This window comes from Streptomyces sp. KLMMK, assembly GCF_036961605.1.
Lineage (GTDB): Bacteria > Actinomycetota > Actinomycetes > Streptomycetales > Streptomycetaceae > Streptomyces > Streptomyces telluris.
Genome location: NZ_JBAMDC010000032.1, coordinates 1 through 22,664, shown reverse-complemented (window position 1 = coordinate 22,664; position 22,664 = coordinate 1). Strand labels below are relative to the sequence as shown.

General features: G+C 71.6%; 17 protein-coding genes. 12 read left to right on the top strand and 5 right to left on the bottom strand.

Translation table 11 applies throughout. The features are described 5' to 3' along the window. Nucleotides 1–24: 24 nt before the first annotated feature. The gene (locus tag V7793_RS09050; protein WP_336004075.1) at nt 25–2,658 is read left to right on the top strand and encodes a valine--tRNA ligase; all 2,634 of its coding nucleotides are present in this window, start codon (nt 25–27) and stop codon (nt 2,656–2,658) included. Between the two features lie 168 nt (nt 2,659–2,826). On the opposite strand, the gene V7793_RS09045 is transcribed toward V7793_RS09050, so the two are convergent. The 5 genes from V7793_RS09045 to V7793_RS09025 all read right to left on the bottom strand — a co-directional run bounded on the left by V7793_RS09045 (nt 2,827) and on the right by V7793_RS09025 (nt 8,771). Further along, nucleotides 2,827–3,999, bottom strand: coding sequence for a hypothetical protein (locus V7793_RS09045; protein WP_336004073.1), 1,173 nt, complete (start codon nt 3,997–3,999; stop codon nt 2,827–2,829). A 171-nt stretch (nt 4,000–4,170) separates the two neighbouring features. Continuing rightward, the gene (locus V7793_RS09040) at nt 4,171–5,535 is read right to left on the bottom strand and encodes a glycosyltransferase (protein WP_336004070.1); all 1,365 of its coding nucleotides are present in this window, start codon (nt 5,533–5,535) and stop codon (nt 4,171–4,173) included. 104 nt (nt 5,536–5,639) lie between these two features. After that, a complete protein-coding gene (gene wecB, locus V7793_RS09035) occupies nt 5,640–6,770 on the bottom strand; it encodes a non-hydrolyzing UDP-N-acetylglucosamine 2-epimerase (RefSeq protein ID WP_336004066.1) in 1,131 nt (376 codons plus the stop codon). Between the two features lie 112 nt (nt 6,771–6,882). Continuing rightward, nucleotides 6,883–7,620 carry a response regulator transcription factor gene (locus tag V7793_RS09030; RefSeq protein WP_336004064.1) on the bottom strand — a complete coding sequence of 246 codons (738 nt, stop codon included), beginning with the start codon at nt 7,618–7,620 and terminating at the stop codon, nt 6,883–6,885. Then, entirely contained in the window at nt 7,617–8,771 is a 1,155-nt protein-coding gene (locus V7793_RS09025; RefSeq protein ID WP_336004120.1) for a sensor histidine kinase, read from the bottom strand. The genes V7793_RS09030 and V7793_RS09025 overlap by 4 nt, the downstream gene beginning before the upstream one ends. A gap of 167 nt (nt 8,772–8,938) precedes the next feature. On the opposite strand from V7793_RS09025, the gene folC reads away from it, so the two are divergent. From folC to V7793_RS08970, 11 genes are all read left to right on the top strand, one after another. Then, nucleotides 8,939–10,465, top strand: a complete 1,527-nt coding sequence (gene folC / locus V7793_RS09020) for a bifunctional tetrahydrofolate synthase/dihydrofolate synthase (RefSeq protein ID WP_336004062.1) — start codon at nt 8,939–8,941, stop codon at nt 10,463–10,465. 2 nt (nt 10,466–10,467) lie between these two features. Beyond that, nucleotides 10,468–10,818, top strand: coding sequence for a DUF4233 domain-containing protein (locus V7793_RS09015; protein WP_336004059.1), 351 nt, complete (start codon nt 10,468–10,470; stop codon nt 10,816–10,818). Nucleotides 10,819–10,934: 116 nt separating this feature from the next. Continuing rightward, nucleotides 10,935–11,348: a nucleoside-diphosphate kinase gene (ndk, locus tag V7793_RS09010; protein WP_336004056.1), complete on the top strand. Its 414-nt coding sequence runs from the start codon at nt 10,935–10,937 to the stop codon at nt 11,346–11,348. 298 nt (nt 11,349–11,646) lie between these two features. After that, on the top strand, nt 11,647–12,666 hold the full coding sequence (locus V7793_RS09005) for a rod shape-determining protein (RefSeq protein WP_058046895.1): 1,020 nt from the start codon (nt 11,647–11,649) through the stop codon (nt 12,664–12,666). A 215-nt stretch (nt 12,667–12,881) separates the two neighbouring features. Beyond that, on the top strand, nt 12,882–13,814 hold the full coding sequence (mreC, locus tag V7793_RS09000; RefSeq protein ID WP_336004054.1) for a rod shape-determining protein MreC: 933 nt from the start codon (nt 12,882–12,884) through the stop codon (nt 13,812–13,814). 2 nt (nt 13,815–13,816) lie between these two features. Next, on the top strand, nt 13,817–14,434 hold the full coding sequence (gene mreD / locus V7793_RS08995) for a rod shape-determining protein MreD (RefSeq protein WP_336004051.1): 618 nt from the start codon (nt 13,817–13,819) through the stop codon (nt 14,432–14,434). Continuing rightward, nucleotides 14,431–16,575, top strand: a complete 2,145-nt coding sequence (gene mrdA / locus V7793_RS08990; protein WP_336004048.1) for a penicillin-binding protein 2 — start codon at nt 14,431–14,433, stop codon at nt 16,573–16,575. Before mreD ends, mrdA begins: the two co-directional genes overlap by 4 nt. Beyond that, nucleotides 16,572–17,771 carry a rod shape-determining protein RodA gene (gene rodA / locus V7793_RS08985; protein WP_336004045.1) on the top strand — a complete coding sequence of 400 codons (1,200 nt, stop codon included), beginning with the start codon at nt 16,572–16,574 and terminating at the stop codon, nt 17,769–17,771. The genes mrdA and rodA overlap by 4 nt, the downstream gene beginning before the upstream one ends. Before the next feature lie 43 nt (nt 17,772–17,814). Further along, nucleotides 17,815–19,380: a CYTH and CHAD domain-containing protein gene (locus V7793_RS08980; RefSeq protein ID WP_336004042.1), complete on the top strand. Its 1,566-nt coding sequence runs from the start codon at nt 17,815–17,817 to the stop codon at nt 19,378–19,380. Between the two features lie 116 nt (nt 19,381–19,496). After that, entirely contained in the window at nt 19,497–21,422 is a 1,926-nt protein-coding gene (locus V7793_RS08975) for a TIGR03960 family B12-binding radical SAM protein (protein ID WP_336004039.1), read from the top strand. Nucleotides 21,423–21,562: 140 nt separating this feature from the next. Continuing rightward, complete coding sequence (locus tag V7793_RS08970) at nt 21,563–22,348, top strand: TIGR03936 family radical SAM-associated protein (protein WP_168095743.1); 786 nt, start codon at nt 21,563–21,565, stop codon at nt 22,346–22,348. Nucleotides 22,349–22,664 lie beyond the last annotated feature (316 nt).

The window sequence follows — 22,664 nt, the reverse complement described above, 5'->3', positions numbered from 1 at the left end:
GCACGCCCCCGTAGAATTCACCCCGTGACCGACAACACTCAGCGCCCCGACAGCGGGCACGCCGACCGCACCCCTGACCTGCCGACCCAGTACGCGCCGGCCGACGTAGAGGGGCCGCTGTACGAGCGCTGGGTAGAGCGGGGCTACTTCGAGGCGGATGCCACGAGCGAGAAGGAGCCCTACACGATCGTCATTCCGCCGCCGAACGTCACCGGTTCCCTCCACCTGGGCCACGCCTTCGAGCACACGCTGATCGACGCCCTCACGCGCCGCAAGCGCATGCAGGGCTTCGAGGTCCTGTGGCAGCCCGGCATGGACCACGCGGGCATCGCCACGCAGAACGTGGTCGAGCGCGAGCTGGCCAAGGAGGGCAAGTCCCGCCACGACCTCGGCCGCGAGGCGTTCGTCGAGCGCGTGTGGCAGTGGAAGGGCGAGTCCGGCGGGCAGATCTCCGGGCAGATGCGCCGTCTGGGTGACGGTGTGGCGTGGTCCCGTGAACGGTTCACCATGGACGAAGGGCTGTCCAAGGCCGTCCAGACGATCTTCAAGAAGCTCTACGACGACGAGCTGATCTACCGCGCCGAGCGCATCATCAACTGGTGCCCCCGCTGCCTCACGGCCATCTCGGACATCGAGGTGGAGTACCAGGAGGACGACGGCGAGCTCGTTTCGATCAAGTACGGCGAGGGCGACTCCTCGATCGTCGTCGCCACCACCCGCGCCGAGACGATGCTCGGTGACACCGCCGTCGCCGTTCACCCCGAGGACGAGCGCTACAAGCACCTCGTCGGCACCGAGATCGAGCTGCCGCTGACCGGCCGCCGCATCCCGGTCGTCGCCGACGAGCACGTCGACCCGGAGTTCGGCACGGGTGCCGTCAAGGTCACCCCCGCCCACGACCCGAACGACTTCGAGATCGGCCGCCGGCACGACCTGCCGAGCCTGACCGTTCTGGACGAGCACGGCGTCATCACGGCCCACGGCCCGTTCCTGGGGCTCGACCGCTTCGAGGCCCGCTCCGCGATCGTCGGCGCCCTGCGCGCCGAGGGCCGGATCGTCGCCGAGAAGCGCCCGTACACCCACTCCGTCGGCCACTGCTCGCGCTGCAAGACGACGATCGAGCCGCGCCTGTCCATGCAGTGGTGGGTCAAGACCGCGCCGCTGGCCGCGGCCGCGAGCGACGCCGTCCGCAAGGGCGACGTGAAGATCCATCCGCAGGAGATGGAGTCCCGCTACTTCGGCTGGGTCGACAACCTCCACGACTGGTGCATCTCGCGCCAGCTGTGGTGGGGCCACCGCATCCCGGTCTGGTACGGCCCGGACGGCGAGATGGTGTGCGTCGGCCCGGACGAGCAGCCGCCGTCCGGCGAGGGCTGGCACCAGGAGACCGACGTCCTCGACACCTGGTTCTCCTCGGGCCTGTGGCCGTTCTCCACCCTCGGCTGGCCCGAGAAGACCGAGAGCGTCGAGAAGTTCTACCCGAACTCCGTCCTCGTCACCGGCTACGACATCCTCTTCTTCTGGGTCGTCCGGATGATGATGTTCGGCCTGTACGCGATGGACGGCACCCCGCCGTTCCACACCATCGCCCTGCACGGCATGGTCCGCGACCAGTTCGGCAAGAAGATGTCGAAGTCCTTCGGCAACGCGGTCAACCCGCTCGACTGGATGGACAAGTACGGCTCCGACGCCGTCCGCTTCACCCTCGCCCGCGGCGCCAACCCCGGCGTCGACGTGCCGATCGGCGAGGACTGGGTCCAGGGCTCGCGCAACTTCGCGAACAAGATCTGGAACGCCACCCGGTTCGCGATGATGAACGGCGCCACGGTGGAGGGCGACCTGCCGCCCGCCGAGCAGATGTCGGCCACCGACCGCTGGATCCTCTCGCGCCTCAACGCCGTCGTCGCCGAGGTGGACGCGCTCTACGACGACTACCAGTTCGCGAAGCTCTCCGACGCGCTGTTCCACTTCGCGTGGGACGAGGTCTTCGACTGGTACGTCGAGCTGTCCAAGACCACCTTCCAGAAGGGCGGCCCCGAGGCCGAGGTCTCGGCCCGCGTCCTCGGCGAGGTCCTCGACGTCACCCTCAAGCTCCTGCACCCGGTCGTGCCCTTCGTCACCGAGACGCTGTGGACCACGCTCACCGGCAAGGAGTCCGTCGTCATCGCCGACTGGCCCAAGGACAGCGGCTTCCGTGACGCGGCCGCCGAGCAGGAGATCGCGACGGTCCAGCAGGTCGTCACCGAGGTCCGCCGCTTCCGCTCCGACCAGGGCCTGCAGCCGGGCCAGAAGGTCCCGGCCCGCCTGGACCTGACCGGCACGGAGCTCGCGGCCCACGAGGACGCGATGCGTTCGCTGCTGCGCCTGCAGCCGGCCGGCGAGGGCTTCGCCGCCACCGCCTCGCTCCCCGTCGCCGGCGCCACCGTCGCCCTCGACCTGTCCGGCACGATCGACGTCGAGGCCGAGCGCAAGCGCCTGACCAAGGCGCTGGCCGCGGCCGAGAAGGACAAGGCCCAGTCCACGGCCAAGCTCGGCAACGAGGCGTTCCTCGCCAAGGCCGCGGAGGCCGCTGTGGAGAAGATCCGCAAGCGGCTGGAGACGGCCGACGCCGACATCGAGCGGATCAGCTTGCAGCTGGCTGCTCTGCCTCAGGGCTGAGTCGGCTTCGCCGGGATCTGAGTGGCCCCCTGTGCCCATGGGCACAGGGGGCCACTTGCATGTCTGCGGCTACTGCGGGCCGGTGGGGGCTGGTCGCGCAGTTCCCCGCGCCCCTTACGGGGCGTGGGCCGAAGCTAGGGGTTGCTGCGGGCCGTGGGCGCTGAGCGTCTAGCGGGCCGCCCATGGGCGTGTTCGGTTTGGGTCCCACATCGGGCCCCACGGGCCCTCCACCAGAGCCTCTTCCTCCTCGGCGAGGGGCTTGCGGCGCCTGCGCCGGTGCTGCGGCCAGAACAGCACGTACGCCGTCGACACCGCCACGAAGCCCAGCCGGATCAGGCCCTTGGCCGACTCGTCGGGCACGACGAAGACGCTCCCGTAGAGCACGATCAGCGCGATCCAGCTCCACCACGGCACGAGGCGGCGCTGCCCGCACACGTCCCACAGCAGGGTGCCGAGCAGCACCGACGCCGTGTAGTAGGTGTAGACGCTGGGGTCGAGGAGGATGCGGGCGTTCGCGCCCAGCAGCACGACCCCGGCCCAGCGGCCGCGCCACACGGCGACCGCGCCCAGCGTGAGGCCGAGGGCGGCCTGGGCGGGGCGGGCCCAGCCGGGGGTGACGGGGGTGTTGCCGCCCAGCCAGCGCAGCGCGGAGGCCGGGTTGTTGGGGATGGTGAACTTCGCCGCGGCGAAGGAGTCCGGGGCCGCGACGAAGAACGGCAACCAGGCGGCGGCCAGCAGGGCCGCGCACCAGAGGACCGCCCGCAGCCAGCGGTCCCGCGGGAGGGCGAGGATCAGCGGTACGAAGGCCAGCGCCGTCGGCTTCGAGTCCATCGCCAGGGCCAGGCAGATGCCCACGGCGGCCGGGTTGCAGCGGGTCAGGAACCACACGGCCAGCGCGGTGAAGAACAGCGCCAGGACGTCGTCCAGGTGCCCGAAGCGGACCGACACCTCGATCCACATGGGGATGAACGCCGCGCCCGCGATGAGGACGCGCTGCCGCAGGCGCTGGTGGTTGGTGCCGGTGCCCAGGAAGTGGATGGCGGCGCTGCGCCCCGCGAGCACCACGATGACCAGTCCCAGCGCGGACATGAAGGCCGCCGACAGGAACTGGCCGGTGTGCTCGGAGAACGGGTTGAACAGGCCCGCCACCAGGAAGCTGATGGGGCCCATCTGCAGCTCGGGGTGGTGGGCGTAGAGGTTGAGCCCGCCGGTGCCGTCGCCCGACGCCCCCTGGTAGATCAGCTCGCCGCCGGTGCGCAGGTAGTGCCAGGAGAAGCCGCCGTTGGGCTCCACCAGGGCGAACCACAGCACGGTCCACGCCGTGAGCAGCAGCAAGTGCATCCGTGTGCTGATTTCCGGTACTCGTACCCGCACCGCACAACGCTCCCGTTCCGCTGCCCGGACCTGCTCCGGACATGTGTCACCGGGGGTCAGATGGCGGAACGGGGGCGGAGGTTGCCTTGTGGGCCGTGAATGTGGCCCACTTCATGGTTTGGCCGACGTGGCGTGTCGTCAGCTCTCGATCGCGACCGGGCCGGATGCGACCGCCTCCGCGTTGCGCCGCGTCTTCGCCCAGCCGTTGCGGCCGCGCAGCATGCGGACGAAGCCGCGCGCGGACGCCGGGAAGAGGTGGTACGCGTAGATCCACAGCGCGAGCCCCCACAGCAGGGCGGACAGCAGCGAGCGGTCGGACGCGCGGTCGCGGCGGTAGACCGGGCCCCACAGTACGAAGGGCAGCACCGAGACGACGGCCAGGCCCAGCACCAGCGGCCACAGCGCGAGCATGCCGCCGAACGCCTCGCCGACGCCGTCCTGCGCGGCGGTCAGGCCCAGCAGGGCGAACATGACGGCGCACAGCGCCAGGGTCACCAGGTGGGCGACCGGCTGCAGGAAGGTGTAGAGCGTCTCCAGGACGCCCTTGCCGCCGTAGTGGCGCGAGGAGACGATGCGCGGCGCGTAGCGGACGCACTGCAGGTTGCCCTGGGCCCAGCGGGTGCGCTGGGTGAGGAACCGGCGGGCGTGCGGGAGGCCCTCCTGGGAGACCCAGGTGTCGGCTATGTGGGATATCCGGTCGCCGTTGAGGATCATGTGCAGGCCCAGCTCGTAGTCCTCCAGCAGCGCGCCGCGCTGCCAGGGGCGGCGCTCGGCGGCGGCGATGCGGTCCAGGGCGGCGAGCCGGGTGAACTGGCCGTTGCCGCCGAGGCCCACGGAGCCGGTGCGGCCGCGCAGCAGCTGCATGCCGGCGTTGGAGACGGAGAACTCCATGTCCTGCATGCGCACGAGGAGGCGGGCGAAGGCGTTGCGGGCGCGGCCGTGGTCCGGCAGCGGGCGCGGGTCGCCGGCGTTGCGCATGCGGACGCTGACCTGCACGCCGCCGGTCTCCGGGTCGCCGAAGCCGGCCGGGCCGCTGACGCGCTCCAGCGCGTGCGGGTCGAGCTGGCCGTCGGCGTCGATGACGCAGACGACGACGCGCTCGCGGTCGGCGTCCTTGGACAGGAACTGGTTCAGCTCGTCGTAGGCGGAGTTGAGTGCGGCGCCCTTGCCCTGGCGGGCGTCGGGCCGCACGCGGCTGACCAGGTGCACGCGGCGGTCGGTCTCGGCGAGCCCGGCGACGATGGCGCCGGTGCGGTCGTCGCTGTCGTCGTCGATGACCCACACGTGCGCGCGCGGGTGGTCGGTGCGCAGGCGTTCCACCGTGGTGCCGACGACTGCTTCTTCGTCCCGGCACGGGACGAAGAAGTGCCAGTCGAAGGCGTCGGCGTTGCCGTTCTCCGCCTCGGGGCGGCGGAGGTAGGCGTGGCGGGCGCCGGCCCAGTAGAGGAGGAAGCAGGCGAGGAGGAAGAAGGGGAAGGCGAGGAGGAAGGGGCTGGAGAACACGGGTTTTACTCCGGGGGCTTTCGGCGGGTACGGCACCGCCGGGCACGTGCGTGGGGGTTGCTCGCCGTTGCGGCGGAGGAAGGGGCGGGGCTGGGGAACCCCCTCTACGCCGCTGCCGCCAGTTGCTGCGGCGCGGCGATCGCCGTCAGGAGCGTCACGATGCGGTCGGACGCCAGGCCGTCGCCGAAGGGGCTCGGCAGTGAGGACAGGCGGGTCAGGCCCTCCGGGCCCTCCGTGAGGCGGCGTACCGCGGCCTCGCCGATGGCACGGCCCGGCGCGACCAGGTCCGCGAAGTCCGCCATCGCCTCCGGCCGTTCCGTGGAGCGGCGGACGACCACCAGCGGGCGGCCCAGGACCGTGCACTCCTCCTGGATGCCGCCGGAGTCGGAGACCAGCAGCGCCGCGTGCCGGGCCAGGGCGAGGAACTCGCCGTAGCCGAGCGGGCGGGTGACGGTCAGGCCCGCCAGCAGGTGCTCCAGACCGGCGGCCTCGATGCGGGCCCGGGTGCGCGGGTGCAGCGGCAGCACGACGGGCCGGCCGCCGGTCACGAGCGCGGCGAGCTCGGTGAAGATGGCCCGCAGCGCGTCGGGGGAGTCGGTGTTCTCGGGGCGGTGGATCGTGGCCAGGACGTAGGAGTCGGCGGTCAGGCCGTGCAGCCGCAGCAGCTCCGCGCGCTCGGAGGCCGGCGGCAGCTGCCCGTGGACGGCCTCGACGACCGTGTTGCCGGTCACCGCGATGCGGGCGTCGTCGACGCCTTCGGCGAGGAGGTTCGCACGGTTGTCCTCGGTGGCCGCGCACAGCACGTCGGCGATGCGGTCGATGAGGACGCGGTTGTGCTCCTCGGGCATGTTGCGGTCGTGGCTGCGCAGGCCGGCCTCGACGTGCAGCAGCGGGATGCCGCGGGCGTTCGCGGCGAGCGCGCCGGCGAGGGCCGCGTTGGTGTCGCCCTGGACGACGACGGCGAGCGGCGGCTCGGCGGTGAAGAGGTCGTCCAGCTGGGCGAGGGCGCTGGAGATCTGCACGGCGCGCGGCCGGCCGCCGACCCCGGTCAGGAACGTCGGCTCGGGCAGGCCCAGCTCGGTCAGGAAGCGGCCGGACAGCTCCTCGTCGTAGTGCTGACCGGTGTGTACCAGGTGAGCGGCGGGGCCCAGGAGGCGTACGAGGTCGGTGAGCTTGACCAGCTCGGGGCGGGTGCCGAGGACGACGGCGACGCTACGGGCGGGCAGGGACTGCACGAGGTGACTCCTGGGGCCAGCGGGCTGTGACAGCTCACGACCTTGCGGTGCCTCGGTTGCACCCCTGGGGTGACTTCGGTTGCCGGACGGTTGCGAATCGCCCGAAGCGGGCCTAAAACCCCTGGAAGGGACTTTCGTCCTCCCCGTCCCCGGGACCTTCGTCCCCGCCGTCGGCCCGGTAGCGGTAGCCCAGGCCCCGTACGGCCTCCAGCGGGTCCGCGGCCTCGTCGCCCGCGGCCTGCCGCAGCTTGCGCCGCAGCCGCAGCACGGCGAACTTCACCCGCTCGCGGCCGGTGCCCTCGGGGTCGTCCCACACCCGGTCGAGCAGCTGGTCGGTGGTGATCACCCGGCCGCGGTTGCGGACGAGCACCTGCAGCAGCCGGTACTCGATGTCGCTGAGGCGGGCCTCGTGGCCCTGCCAGACCGCCGAGCGCCGCTCGGGCACGAGCCGCAGCCCGTCGTCGAAGGAGTCGCCGGCCCAGCGGGTGGGGGCGGTGCGGCGCAGCAGCGCCTCGACGCGGGCGAGCAGCTCGTCGTTGCCGAAGGGCTTGGGCAGGTAGTCGTCGGCGCCGGCGCGCAGGCCGCGGACCCGGTCGGTCTCGGCGCCGCGGGCGGTGAGCAGCAGGACGGGCAGGTCGCTGAGGTCGCGGGTGCGCTCCAGCACCTCCCAGCCGTCGAGCTGCGGCAGCCCGATGTCGAGGAGCATGAGGGCGGGGCGCTCGGCGAACAGCAGCCGCAGCCCGTCGCGGCCGTTCCCGGCGTGGGCGACCTCGTAGCCCGCTCGGGTGAGGAGGGTGCGCAGGGCGAGGGCGAGGTCGGGGTCGTCCTCGACGACGAGCACGCGGGTCATGGGCCCTCCTCCGTTCCCGGCGCGTCCGGCAGGCCCGGCGCCGGTGCGTCCGGCGGGCCCGCGACCGGCAGCCGGATCAGGAAGGAGGCGCCTCCGCCCGCGGCGTCGCCGACGGTGATCGTGCCGTCGTGCAACTGGACGATCGCGCGACTGATGGCGAGTCCGAGGCCGGTGCCGGGATAACCCCCCGTACGTGCGTTCGGGGCCCGCACGAAACCATTGAAGATCTCTTCGCGGAATTCCTCCGGGACGCCGATTCCGGTATCCGCGACTTCGATCTCCCAGAACTCACCGCGCGGTGCCGCCGTGACCGAGATCCGGCCACCCGCGGGGGTGTATTTCGCGGCATTCTCCAGAAGATTGGCCAGGACGTTCTGCAACCGGTGCCGGTCGCCTCTCAGGACGGGCCCCGCGGTGCACTCCAGAACGGTGAACAATCCCGCTTCCTGTGCCGCGCCCATCCGGTCGAGGACGGCGTCCAGCAGCATCCGGTCCACCTCCACGGGGCCGAATTCCGGCTCCAGGCCCGCGGTGGCCCGCATCCGGGTGGTCAGCAGCAGGTCGGAGATCACCCGCTGCATGCGGTCGGCGTTGCGCCGGACGGCCTCCAGGAAGGAGGCCTGCTCGTGGGTGAGGGCGCCGAAGGCGGGGTCGGTGAGCAGCTCGCAGAAGCTGATGATGGAGGTGAGGGGCGTGCGCAGCTCGTGGGAGGCGGCGGCGGTGAAGGCGTTGCGCTGCCGGGCGAGCTCGGTCAGTGCCACGTTGTCCCGCTCCAGGTCCCGCTCGCGCCGCTTGCGCTCGGTGATGTCGTCGTAGGTCCACAGGGCGCCCAGGTAGGCGCCCTCGTGGCGCAGCGGTTCGATCGCACGGCGGAGGGTGCGGCCGTCGGGGAGGGGGATCTCGGCCGTCCGGTGGACGTGGCGGCCGCCCGGGGCGCCGCCGGGGGCGAGTCCGGTGCGGCCGTCCAGGTCGAACATGCGGTGGAACCTCCGGTTGGCCGCGAGCACCCCTCCGTCCGGGCCCTGCACGGCGGCGCCCGAGGGCAGGGCCTCCAGGAGCGCGTCCAGCAGCGCCTGCGCCCGGACCCGGTCCCGGCTCTCGCCCCGGTCTTCGCCCCGGCTCCCGCCTGCGTCCTCGTCCTCGGACGGCATCCCGCTCACCCGGCTCCGGCTCTTTCCCGTCAGGACTCCCGTAAGGGACATTCCGGGAAAACCGTATGGCATGACCGCAGGGTGCGCCCATGCGGCGGGAGGCGACGCGAGGGCCGCCGCGACGCCTGCCGCCCGCTCCGTCGTACCCCCTCCGTAGACTGGTCCGCGTGAGCGAGCGCCCCCTGAACGACGACAACGGCAGCACCGGCCCCGAGGGCGAGGACCGTTTCGCGGAAATCGTCGATGCCGAGACCGAACGCGACCCCGACCTCGCCGTCATCGAGGCCGGCAGCCGGACCCTGCGCACCCAGGCCGGGCCGCCGCAGGGCGACATCCCGGCCCGCCCCGAGGACCCGGAGACCGACCGGGCGCTGCGCGAGGTCGAGGCCGAGCTGGCCGGCCGCTGGGGCGAGACCAAGCTCGACCCCTCGCTGGTGCGCATCGAGGCCCTGATGGACATCCTGGGCCAGCCGCAGCGCGCCTACCCCGCGATCCACATCACGGGCACCAACGGCAAGACCAGTACCGCCCGCATGATCGAGTCGCTGCTGGGCGCCTTCGACCTGCGCACCGGGCGCTACACCAGCCCCCACGTCCAGTCGATCACCGAGCGCATCAGCCTCGACGGCGCCCCGATCCAGGCCGAGCGCTTCATCGAGACGTACCGCGACATCCAGCCGTACGTCGAGATGGTCGACGACCGCGAGGAACACCGCCTCTCCTTCTTCGAGGTCATGACGGCCATGGCCTACGCCGCCTTCGCCGACGCCCCGGTCGACGTGGCCGTCGTCGAGGTCGGCATGGGCGGCACCTGGGACGCCACCAACGTCATCGACGCCGGCGTCGCCGTCGTCACCCCCATCTCCCTCGACCACACCGACCGCCTCGGCGCGACCCCCGGCGACATCGCCGGCGAGAAGGGCGGGATCGTCAAGCAGGACGCCACCGTCGTCCTCGCCCAGCAGCCGGTCGACGCGGCCCAGGTGCTGCTCAAGCGCTCGGTCGAGGTCGACGCCACCGTCGCCCGCGAGGGCATGGAGTTCGGCGTCGTCTCCCGCGAGGTAGCCGTCGGCGGCCAGCTGCTGACGCTGCGCGGCCTGGGCGGCGAGTACCCCGAGATCTTCCTGCCGCTCTACGGCGCCCACCAGGCGCACAACGCCGCGGTCGCCCTGGCCGCCGTCGAGGCGTTCTTCGGGATCGGCTCGCAGCACGCCCGCACGCTCGACGTCGACACCGTCCGCCGCGCCTTCGCCCAGGTCTCCTCCCCGGGCCGGCTGGAGGTCGTGCGCCGCAGCCCCACCGTCGTGCTGGACGCCGCGCACAACCCGGCCGGCGCGCAGGTCACGGCCGAGGCCGTCACCGAGGCGTTCGGCTTCAGCCGCCTCATCGGCGTCGTCGGCGCCAGCGCCGACAAGGACGTCCGCGGCCTGCTGGAGGCCTTCGAGCCGGTCTTCGCCGAGGTCGTGGTCACCCGCAACTCCACCCCGCGCTCCATGGACCCCGACGAGCTCGCGGCCATCGCCGTCGAGGTCTTCGGCGCCGAGCGCGTGCAGGTCGAGCCCCGCCTGGACGACGCCCTGGAGGCCGCGATCACCCTCGCGGAGGAGGAGGCCGAGTTCTCCGGCGCGGGCGTCCTCGTGACCGGCTCGGTGATCACGGTCGGCGAGGCCCGGCTGCTCCTCGGAAAGGGCTGATCATGCGAATGCTGTGCGCGAGCACTCTGATCGGTGAATTCTTCGTCATCGGGTTCGCCGGACTGGTGGCCATGCAGACCTCCGACCTCTCGGCGGGCACCGTATGGGCCGTCAGCGGCACGGCGATGGCGGTCAGCGTGCTGCTGTGCGGCATGCTCACCCGGCCCGGCGGCGTCCAGCTGGGCTGGCTGCTGCAGATCGGCCTGGTCCTGAGCGGTTTCATCGTCCCGATGATGTTCATCCTCGGGGTGGTCTTCGGCGGTCTGTGGTGGGCCTCGGTCCACTTCGGCCGGAAGATCGACGAGGCGAAGGCCCGCTTCGCGGCCGCGGCCGCGGAGGCCGAAGCCGCGTAGCTGCGGGCTCCGCATGTGGGGATTCCCCCGGTGCCGGCCGGGGGAGGGTACCGGGCGTCACCGGCGCCCCTGTAGCCTCTGCGGCACCACACCCTGCCCCTGCAAGGAGCCGCAGTATGAGCCAGCGCACCCTCGTCCTCCTCAAGCCCGACGCCGTCCGCCGTGGTCTGATCGGCGAGATCGTGGGCCGCATCGAGCGCAAGGCGAACTGGACGATCGCTGCTCTGGAGCTGCGCACCCTCGACCGGGCCACCCTTGCGCAGCACTACGCCGAGCACGAGGGCCGGGACTTCTACGAGCCGCTGATGGGCTTCATGTCCTCCGGCCCTGTCGTCGCCCTGGTCGTCGAGGGCGAGCGCGTCATCGAGGGCGTGCGCGCCCTGGCCGGCCCCACCGACCCCATTTCGGCCGCCCCGGGGTCCATCCGTGGTGACTTCGGCACCATCACGCGCGAGAACCTCATCCACGCCTCGGACTCCGAGGACTCGGCCCAGCGGGAAATCAAGATTTTCTTTCCCGGCCTCGCCTGATAGCTCTTCAGGCCCGGAGCCTTTCCGATCAGGGGCGACCGATTTAATTTCGGTCGCCCCTGGCATATGCGCGGCGAACGAGGGAACCTCTCACTCCGACACGACGTCACCATTACTAGGGGAGGCTCGACTTCCGCCGACAATGGCGGAGGAACCCTCGCACCGCGTTCGACCGGTCGAGACTACGATGAGAGCTTCCGCGCCCGCGGCGCACCGCACCGCAGCAGCACACCCTGCCGACCTCAAGTAAGCACTCGCTCCAGCTGGGAAGGCCAGACGTATCCTCATGGGGAACAACATGTCGTTCATCGGCCGTGACATGGCTGTCGACCTCGGGACCGCCAACACGCTGGTGTACGTCAGAGGCCGCGGAATCGTCCTCAACGAGCCATCCGTCGTCGCCATCAACACCAACACCGGCGGCATCCTCGCGGTGGGTGCCGAGGCGAAGAAGATGATCGGCCGCACCCCGGGCAACATCGTCGCGGTCCGGCCGCTGAAGGACGGCGTGATCGCCGACTTCGAGATCACCGAGCGCATGCTCCGCTACTTCATCCTCAAGATCCACAAGCGGCGCTGGATGGCCCGGCCCCGCGTCGTGGTCTGCGTGCCCTCGGGCATCACCGGCGTCGAGCGGCGCGCCGTCATCGAGGCCTCCACCCAGGCCGGCGCCCGCCAGGTGCACATCATCGAAGAGCCCATGGCCGCCGCGATCGGCTCCGGCCTGCCCGTCCACGAGGCCACCGGCAACATGGTCGTCGACATCGGCGGCGGCACCACCGAGGTCGCGGTCATCTCCCTCGGCGGCATCGTCACGGCCCAGTCCATCCGCGTCGCGGGGGACGAGCTCGACAACGCGATCATCCAGCACATCAAGAAGGAGTACAGCCTCCTCCTCGGTGAGCGCACCGCCGAGCAGATCAAGATCACCATCGGCTCGGCCTACGACCTGGAGCAGGACGAGCACACCGAGATCCGCGGCCGGGACCTGGTCAGCGGCCTGCCCAAGACCGTTGTGATCTCCGCCGGCGAGGTCCGCAAGGCCATCGAGGAGCCCGTCAACTCCATCGTCGACGCCGTGAAGACCACCCTCGACAAGTGCCCGCCCGAGCTCTCGGGTGACGTCATGGACCGCGGCATCGTTCTTACGGGCGGGGGCGCCCTGCTGCGCGGCCTCGACGAGCGGCTGCGCCGGGAGACCGGCATGCCGATCCACATCGCCGAGGACCCGCTGGACTCCGTCGCGCTGGGCTCCGGCAAGTGCGTCGAGGAGTTCGAGGCCCTCCAGCAGGTCCTCGACGCCCAGCCGCGCCGCTGACGCGCCCGCCCTCCGGGCGCGCCTTCCGGGGTGCCGTCGCGGGGCGCCGTTCCACCTGCCGGGGGACGCCGCCCCACCCCCTCGGCAGCGGCCGGCGCCGACGCCACCGGCGTACCGCCGTAGCCGGGAAACAACCTGATATACAGGCACAACGCTCCGGATGACCGGCCCGCCCCGCAGCCTGCCGGTCCTACGAGAAGGGCATGCCGCCGCACGTGAGGGACACACGAGAGAGCCGGCTGCTGCTGGTGCTGCTGGTCGCCATCGCCTTCGCACTGATCACGGTGGACATCCGTGGCGGTGAGCGGTCCCCGCTCGACGGCGTCCGGCACGCGGCAGCCTCCGTCTTCGGGCCCGTCGAGAAGGGCGTCGCCTCCGCGGTCGACCCCTTCGGCAACGCCGTGGCGGCCGTGCGTGACTCCGACGAGCGGCACAACCGCATCAGCGCCCTGGAACGCGAGAACACCAGCCTCAAGCAGCGCCTCGGCAGCGACGACCGCAACCGCGGCCGGGCCGCCGAGCTCGACGCCATGCTCAAGACCGCCGGCCGCGGCCAGTACGGCATCAAGGGCGCCCAGGTCATCGCCATAGGCGCGGCCCAGGGCTTCTCCTGGACCGTCACCATCGACGCCGGCAGCCGCGACGGCATCAAGCGCGACATGACCGTCCTCAACGGCGACGGCCTCGTCGGCCGCGTCACCACCGTCGTCCGCGACACCGCGACCGTCCTGCTCGCCAACGACCCCAAGTTCACCGTCGGAACCCGCATGGAGAAGAGCGGCGAGCTCGGCTTCGCCAACGGCCAGGGCGCCGGCGTCCTGCGGGTCGAACTGCTCAACGGCAAGGCGGCCGTCCGCCCCGGCGACCGCCTGGTCACCTTCGGCTCCAGCAAGGACAAGCCGTTCGTCCCCGGCGTCCCCGTCGGCGAGGTCACCCGCGTCGAACCCGCCGGCGGCAGCCTCACCCGCACCCTCCAGGTCCGTCCCTTCGTCGGCTACAGCAAGCTCGACATCGTCGGCGTCGTCGTCGAACCCCCGCGGACGGACCCCCGCGACACGGTGCTCCCGCCCAAACCGGAAGCGCCCAAGCCCACCCCCACCGTGACCGTCACGGTCACGCCCTCCGCGAGCGCCAAACCCGAGGACTGACGATGCGCCTCAACCGGATCCTGCTCTCGACCGCGCTCGTGGTGGTCGCCCTCGTCGTGCAGGTGACCGTCCTGGCACGGCTCCACCTGCCGGGAGCCGTGCCAGACCCCCTGCTCCTCGTCGTCGTCGGGCTCGCCCTCGTCCACGGCCACACCAACGGCGCCGTCATCGGCTTCTGCGCCGGCCTGCTGGCCGACATCGCCCCACCGGCCGACCACGCCACCGGGCGCTACGCCCTGGTCCTGTGCGTCATCGGCTACCTCGTCGGCCTCGCCCGGCCCGAGACGGGCAAGCTGCGCTCGGCCACCGTGCCCATGCTCGTCGTCGTCGCCGCGGCCGTCGGCTCCACCCTGCTCTACGCGGGCGTCGGCTCCCTCGTCGGCGACACCGCCGCCCGTAACGTCGGCCTCACCAGCCTCGTGTTCACCGCGGCCCTCTACGACCTGCTGCTCGCGCCCTTCGTCGTGCCGCTCGTCATGGCCATGGCCAGGCGCGTCCAGCCCGACCCGCTGTCCGCCGACGGCCCCAGCACGATGGGCGGCTCGCGCACGAACCGCGTCGGCGGCCAGCGCACGGGTCTGCGCCGGCCGAGCCGGTTCAAGGGGGTGAAGCGCCTGTGAGCAACCTTTCCGACAGCGGGGGCACCTCGCGGGTCGCCATCCGCCTCATCGTCATCCAGATCCTCGTCTTCTCCCTCCTGCTCACCCTCGCCGGCCGCCTCTGGTACCTCCAGATCCGCAACGGTGACGAGTACACCGCCGAAGCCGCCGACAACCACATCCAGCAGGTCGTCGCCCCGGCCACCCGCGGCTCGATACTGGACGCCCGCGGCGTCCCCCTCGCCGACAACGAGACCCGCCTCGTCGTCTCCGCGAGCCGCACCGACCTGATGAAGATGAAGGACAAGGGCAGGACCGTCCTCACCCGCCTCGCCGGAGTGCTCGGCATGAAGCCCGAGGACGTCGCCGCCAAGGTCCGGCTGTGCGACGCCAAGACGCCCAAGCCCTGCTGGGCCGGCTCGCCCTACCAGCCCATCCCCATCACCGACGAGGCCACCACCCAGCAGGCCCTGCAGATCCGCGAGCGCGCCGAGGACTTCCCCGGCATCACCGCCGAGCCCACCGCCGTCCGCCGCTACGCCGGCCCCGGCGGCTCCAACACCGCCCAGGTCCTCGGCTACCTCTCGCCCGTCACCGACGAAGAGATCATCAAGGCCAAGGCCGCCGGCCGCTCCCCGCTGCTCCGCTCCGACCAGGTCGGCCGCTCCGGCCTGGAGCGCCAGTACGACTCCCAGCTGCGCGGCAAGGCCGGCGTCACCCGCTACGAGGTCGACAACCTCGGCCGCGTCATCGGCAAGGCCAAGAGCGACAAGGCCGTCCCCGGCTCCAACGTCGTCACCAGCATCGACGCCCGCGTGCAGGCCATAGCGGAACGGGAGCTGGACCAGGCGATGAAGGACGCCCGCAAGGAGGTCGACCGCAACACCGGCACCAACTACAAGGCCGACGCCGGAGCCGTCGTCGTCATGGAGGCGAAGACCGGCCGCGTCGTGGCCATGGCCTCCAACCCCACCTACGACCCCAACGCCTGGGTCGGCGGCATCTCCGCCAAGGACTACCAGAACCTCACCGGCAAGGACTCCGGCTTCCCGCTGCTCAACCGGGCGATCCAGGGACAGGCCGCCCCCGGCTCGATCTTCAAGGTCGTCTCCGCGACCGCCGCCGTCAAGGCGGGCTACGCCTTCAACGACAACTACAACTGCTCCGCCTCGTACAGCATCGGCAACCAGGTCTTCAAGAACTTCGAGTCCAAGGGCTACGGCCCCATCAACCTCGGCCGGGCCCTGGAGGTCTCCTGCGACACCGTCTTCTACGACCTGGCCTACCGCCAGTGGCAGAAGGACGGCGGCAACAACCCCAAGCACCCGGCGGACTGGTTCTACAAGACCGCCCACGAGTTCGGCCTCGGCAAGGAGACAGGCATCGACCTCCCCAACGAGGTCACCGGCCGCATCCCCGACCGCGAGTGGAAGAAGCAGTACTGGGAGGCCAACAAGGACTCCTGGTGCAAGCAGGGCAAGACCGACGACAGCTACGCCGGGCAGATCGCCAAGGAGAACTGCGAGTCCGGCATGCGCATGCGCGCCGGTGACTCCGTCAACTACTCCATCGGCCAGGGCGACACCCTCGTCACCCCCCTCCAGATGGCCACCATCTACGCCGCCATCAGCAACGGCGGCACCCTGTGGAACCCCACCGTCGGCAAGGCCGTCATCAGCCCCGACGGCAGGACCGTCCGGGAGATCGCCCCGAAGTCGCACGGCAGGCTGCCGTTCGACGGCAGGACGCGCGACCAGATCGACGCCGCCCTCGCCGGCGTCGCCACCCAGGGCACCGCCGCCTGGCGCTTCGAGGGGTGGCCGCAGAAGGAGATCCCGATGCACGCCAAGACCGGCACCGCCGAGGTCTACGGCAAGCAGACGACCTCCTGGTTCGCCACCTACACCGGCGACTACGCCGTCGTCATGACGATCGCCCAGGGCGGCACCGGCTCCGGCGCCTCCGGCCCCGCCGTGCGCAACATCTACAACGCCCTCTACGGCGTCGACGAGAAGGGCAAGGTGGACGCCAGGAAGGCGCTCCTGCCGCACCCCCAGGCAGGACTGCCGAAGGTCGAGAAGGACGGCACCATCGAGGCCCAGCCCATCGAGCCGCCCCCGCCCAGCCCGTCGGCCCGGAAGGAGGAGGAGAAGGACACGTGACCGCCACCGACGGCTACCGCGCCCGCCGCTACAGCCCCGAGCGCTCCGCCTGGGGCCGCCTCACCGCCCGCGACTCCGTCCTCCGCCGCCTGGACTGGGTGATGGTCTGGGCCGCCCTCGCCCTCTCCGGCATCGGCACCCTGCTCGTCTACTCGGCCACCCGCAACCGCACCGAGCTCAACCAGGGCGACCCGTACTACTTCCTGCTCCGCAACATCCTCAACACCGGCATCGGGCTGGGCCTGGCCATCGGCGCCGTCTGGGTCGGCCACCGCGCCCTGCGCGGCGCCGTGCCCATCCTCTACGCCATCTCCGTCCTGCTCACCGTCGCCGTCCTCACCCCGCTGGGCGCCACCATCAACGGCGCCCGGTCCTGGATCCAGCTCGGCGGCGGCTTCTCCCTGCAGCCCTCCGAGTTCACCAAGATCACCATCGCGCTGGGGATGGCGATGCTGCTCGCCGGCAAGGTCGACGCGGGGGAGCGGCTCCACCCCGACCACCGCACCGTCGTCGAGGCCCTCGGCCTCGCCGCCCTGCCCATCGTCATCATCCTGCTGATGCCCGACCTCGGCTCGGTGATGGTCCTCGTCGTCATCGTCCTCGCCGTGCTCCTGGCCTCCGGCGCCTCCAACCGCTGGATCGCCGGGCTGATCGGCACCGGCGTCCTGGGCTGCGTCCTCATCTGGCAGCTCGGCGTCCTCGACGCGTACCAGATCAACCGCTTCGCCGCCTTCGCCAACCCCGCACTCGACCCCTCCGGAGTCGGCTACAACACCAACCAGGCCCGCATCGCCATCGGCTCCGGCGGCCTCCTCGGCTCCGGCCTCTTCCGCGGCTCCCAGACCACCGGGCAGTTCGTGCCCGAGCAGCAGACCGACTTCATCTTCACCGTCGCCGGCGAGGAGCTCGGCTTCGTCGGCGCCGGCGCGATCATCTTCCTCGTCGGCGTCGTCATCTGGCGCGCCTGCCGCATCGCCCGCGAGACCACCGAGCTCTACGGGGCGATCGTGGCGGCCGGAATCATCGCCTGGTTCGCCTTCCAGTCCTTCGAGAACATCGGGATGACGCTCGGGATCATGCCGGTGACGGGCCTGCCGCTGCCCTTCGTCTCCTACGGGGGGTCCTCGATGTTCGCGGCGTGGATCGCGATCGGGCTCCTGCAGTCGATCAAGGTGCAACGGCCGGTGTCGGCGTAAACAGGGCTGCCCTCCGGGGCGGGCGCGCACTAGATTCGACACCATGGCGGACACTCTGCGCGAGATCGAGCGGAAGTACGAAGCCGGTGGCCCCGCGGCGGCGGCCTCGCTGCCCGACCTGAGCCGTGTCGCGGGCGTCGCGACCGTCACCGACGAAGGCACGCACAAACTCGACGCCGTCTACTACGACACCGCGGACCGGCGCCTCGCCGCGGCCGGCATCACCCTGCGCCGCCGCACCGGCGGCTCCGATGAGGGCTGGCATCTCAAGCTGCCCGTCGCTCCCGGGGTGCGGGACGAGATCCGGGCGCCCCTCTCGCCGGACGTGCCGCGCGCCCTCGCCTCCCTCGTCCGGGCCCGCGTCCGGCGCGCCGGGCTCGTCCCCCTCGTCCGCATCCGCTCGCGCCGCGAGGTCAGCCGGCTGCTGGACCCGCAGGGCACGCTCCTCGCCGAGGCCAGCGCGGACCGGGTCCGGGCCGACCGGATCGGCGACGGCGGCCGCAGCGCCCGCTGGACCGAGTTCGAGGTCGAGCTCGCCGGCGACACCGACCCCGCCTTCCTCGACACCGTCGAGGAGCGCCTCCTGGAGGAGGGCCTGCGCCCCTCCGGCGCGCCGTCGAAGCTGGCCAGGGCGCTGCAGGAGACGGGGGACGGGAAGAAGGCGGGGGAGAGGGCGGGGGAGAAGGACGCGAAGAAGCCCGGCAAGAAGGGCGACCGGGGGGCCGCCACCGCCGGGGACCACGTCCTCGCCTACGTCCGCCGCCAGACCGACGCCCTCCTCGCCTACGACACCGCCGTCCGCCGCGACACCGAGGACTCCGTCCACCAGATGCGCGTCGCCACCCGCCGGCTGCGCAGCGCCTTCCGCACGTACCGCGACGTCCTGGACCGCGAGGTCACCGACCCGCTCGGGGCGGAGCTGAAGTGGCTCGCCGAGGAGCTCGGCGCCGACCGGGACCGCGAGGTCGTCGCCGAGCGGCTGAAGGAGGCCCTCGGCGCGCTGCCGGGCACGCTCGTCCTCGGGCCCGTCCGCGCCCGGCTGCGGATCTACGCCGCAGGACGCGCCCAGAGCACGCGCAAGCGCCTCGCCGCCCTCCTCGACAGCGACCGCTACCTCACCCTCCTCGACGCGCTCGACGCCCTCCTCGCCGGCCCGCCCCTGCTCCGGGCCGCCGCGCTCCCCGCGCCGGGGGTCCTGGCCGGGGCCGTGCTGCACGACTACGAGCGCCTGGCCGGCCGCGTCGAGCACGCCCTCGCCACGGGCCGCGGCCCGGAGCGGGACACCGCCCTCCACGACGCCCGCAAGGCCGCCAAGCGGGCCCGCTACGCCGCCGAGGCCGCGGTGCCCGCGCTGGGCAAGCCGGCCAAGCGCTTCACGCGCCGCATGAAGGACGTCCAGTCGCTCCTCGGCGACCACCAGGACAGCGTCATGACCCGTACGGTCCTGCGCACCCTGGCGGCCGAGGCCCACGCGGCGGGGGAGAGCACGTTCACCCTGGGACTGCTGTACGGCCGGGAGGAGCGGCAGGCGGCGAAGGACGAGCGGGAGCTGCCGGAGGTGTGGGCGAAGGCGTCCCGCAAGCGGTACCGGGCGGATCTGGGGGCGTGAACCGGGGGCGGCCGCTCCCCGAATCCGCGGGGGTCGTCAAGATCGCGTGCAAGGGTCGATTCCCGGCACGTTACGCTTGAGAGTCGCCCCTTGCCAGCTCACGAAGGTCCCCCCAGATGACTGCCGAATCGGTCTTCCCACAGCTCGAGGCCCTGCTCCCGCATGTGCAGAAGCCCATCCAGTACGTCGGTGGAGAGCTCAACTCCACGGTCAAGCCGTGGGAGAGCGCGGACGTCCGCTGGTGCCTGATGTACCCGGACGCCTACGAGGTCGGTCTGCCCAACCAGGGCGTCATGATCCTTTACGAGGTCCTCAACGAGCGTGAGGGCGTCCTCGCCGAGCGCACGTACAGCGTGTGGCCGGACCTCGAGGAGCTCATGCGCGAGCACAAGGTGCCGCAGTTCACCGTGGACAGCCACCGGCCGGTCAAGGCGTTCGACGTCTTCGGCCTGAGCTTCTCCACCGAGCTCGGCTACACCAACATGCTCACCGCACTCGACCTGGCCGGCATCCCGCTGGAGTCCAAGGACCGCACGATCGACGACCCGATCGTGCTCGCGGGCGGTCACGCCGCGTTCAACCCCGAGCCGATCGCGGACTTCATCGACTGCGCGGTCATCGGCGACGGCGAGCAGGCCGTCCTGGAGATGACCGAGATCATCCGGGCCTGGAAGGCCGAGGGCCGCCCCGGCGGCCGCGAGGAGGTGCTGTTCCGCCTCGCGAGGACGGGCGGGGTGTACGTCCCGGCGTTCTACGACGTCGAGTACCTGCCGGACGGCCGCATCGGCCGCGTCGTGCCCAGCAAGTCCGGCGTGCCGTGGCGCGTGTCCAAGCACACCGTCATGGACCTGGACGAGTGGCCGTACCCGAAGCAGCCGCTCGTGCCGCTCGCGGAGACGGTGCACGAGCGCATGTCCGTCGAGATCTTCCGCGGCTGCACCCGCGGCTGCCGCTTCTGCCAGGCCGGCATGATCACGCGCCCCGTGCGGGAGCGGAGCATCACCGGCATCGGCGAGATGGTGGAGAAGGGCCTCAAGGCGACGGGCTTCGAGGAGGTCGGCCTCCTGTCGCTGTCCTCCGCCGACCACACCGAGATCGGTGACATCGCGAAGGGCCTGGCGGACCGGTACGAGGAGGACAAGATCGGTCTGTCCCTCCCCTCCACCCGCGTGGACGCCTTCAACGTCGACCTCGCCAACGAGCTGACCCGCAACGGCCGCCGCTCCGGTCTGACGTTCGCCCCCGAGGGCGGCTCCGAGCGCATGCGCAAGGTCATCAACAAGATGGTCTCGGAAGAGGACCTGATCCGCACCGTCGCCACGGCGTACGGCAACGGCTGGCGCCAGGTGAAGCTGTACTTCATGTGCGGCCTGCCGACCGAGACCGACGAGGACGTGCTCCAGATCGGTGACATGGCGGTCAACGTGATCGCCAAGGGCCGCGAGGTCTCCGGCTCCAACGACATCCGCTGCACCGTCTCCATCGGCGGCTTCGTGCCCAAGCCGCACACCCCGTTCCAGTGGGCCCCGCAGCTCTCCGCGGAGGAGACGGATGCCCGCCTGGAGAAGCTGCGCGACAAGATCCGCGGCGACAAGAAGTACGGCCGTTCGATCGGCTTCCGCTACCACGACGGCAAGCCCGGCATCATCGAGGGCCTGCTCTCGCGCGGTGACCGGCGCGTCGGCGCGGTCATCCGTGCGGTCTACGAGGACGGCGGCCGCTTCGACGGCTGGCGCGAGCACTTCTCGTACGACCGCTGGATGAAGTGCGCCGAGCGGACGCTGCCCGAGCAGGGCGTCGACGTCGCCTGGTACACGACGCGCGAGCGCACCTACGAGGAGGTCCTGCCCTGGGACCACCTGGACTCCGGTCTCGACAAGGACTGGCTCTGGGAGGACTGGCAGGACGCGCTCGACGAGACCGAGGTCGAGGACTGCCGCTGGACGCCGTGCTTCGACTGCGGCGTGTGCCCGCAGATGGACACGTCGATCCAGATCGGCCCGACGGGCAAGAAGCTGCTTCCGCTCTCCGTCGTCAAGTAAGGAAGTTTGTTCGAGCGGGGGCCCTGCCGGGTTGGCAGGGCCCCCGCTGCACGTACTCTAGGTAGCAGTACGACCGCACTCACGAAGGAATCAGACCACTGGGCAAGCGACAGCCCGAAGGCCCCCCGCCCGCTCCTGCGGTGCAGCGCATTCGCCTGCGCTACACCAAGCGCGGCCGCCTCCGGTTCACCAGCCACCGTGACTTCCAGCGCGCCTTCGAGCGCGCCCTGCGGCGCGCCGAGGTGCCCATGGCGTACTCGGCGGGCTTCACCCCGCACCCCAAGGTGTCGTACGCCAATGCCGCACCCACCGGCACGGGCAGTGAGGCCGAGTACCTGGAGATCCAGCTCGCCGAGGTCCGCGAGGTGGAGCAGCTGCGCAAGCTGCTCGACGAGTCGCTGCCGGACGGGCTGGACATCACGGACGCCGTGGAGGCCCGCACGTCCTCCTTCGCCGACCGGCTGGAGGCCTCCGTCTGGGAGCTGCGGCTGGACGGCGTCGAGGCCGGGGACGCCGAGCGGGCCGTGGCGGCGTTCATGGCGGCCGAGCAGGTGGACGTCCAGCGCCGCACCAAAAACGGGTTGCGGACCTTCGACGCCCGTGGTGCCGTGATCCGGCTCGAAGCGCGGGACGCCGCGGCCGATAGGCCCGGCGACGGTCCCTGTGCGATACTGCGGCTGGTTGTTCGGCACGCCACACCCGCCGTTCGACCCGACGACGTCCTGTCCGGTCTCCGCGCTACGGCCGACCTGGCGCCGCCGGTCCCCGCTGCGGTGACCAGGCTGGCGCAGGGGCTGCTCGATGAGGAGTCCGGCACGGTGACCGACCCGCTCGCGCTTGACCGCGAAGCCGCCCCGGCCTTCCCCACCACGGCCGCCGGGCCGAGCCCCGCAGGCGATGCGCAGGTGCCGGAAGGTTCCGCGTAAGGACGGCCGTCGAAGCGCCGCCGGACACCAGGGAGCCACCCGGTGCGGCAGGCGCACTGACCAGGAGACTTTCGCCGGTGCCGATGAGCATCGGACCCGGCGAGCGAGACGACAGCTCCCGTGCGGCGACCGCGCCCCGGACGGCGGTACCGCGCACATCACGCGGGCCGGCGGGCCGGAACCGGCGCGGCGCCCGGGAGCGTGACGGGAGAACCGCCCGCATGCTCGAATCCATTGAGCCCACCGAGCCCGGCTCCGCCGGGACCGAGGACAACAACAGCCCCAGCGACACGCTGCCGGCACGTCGCCGCCGCCG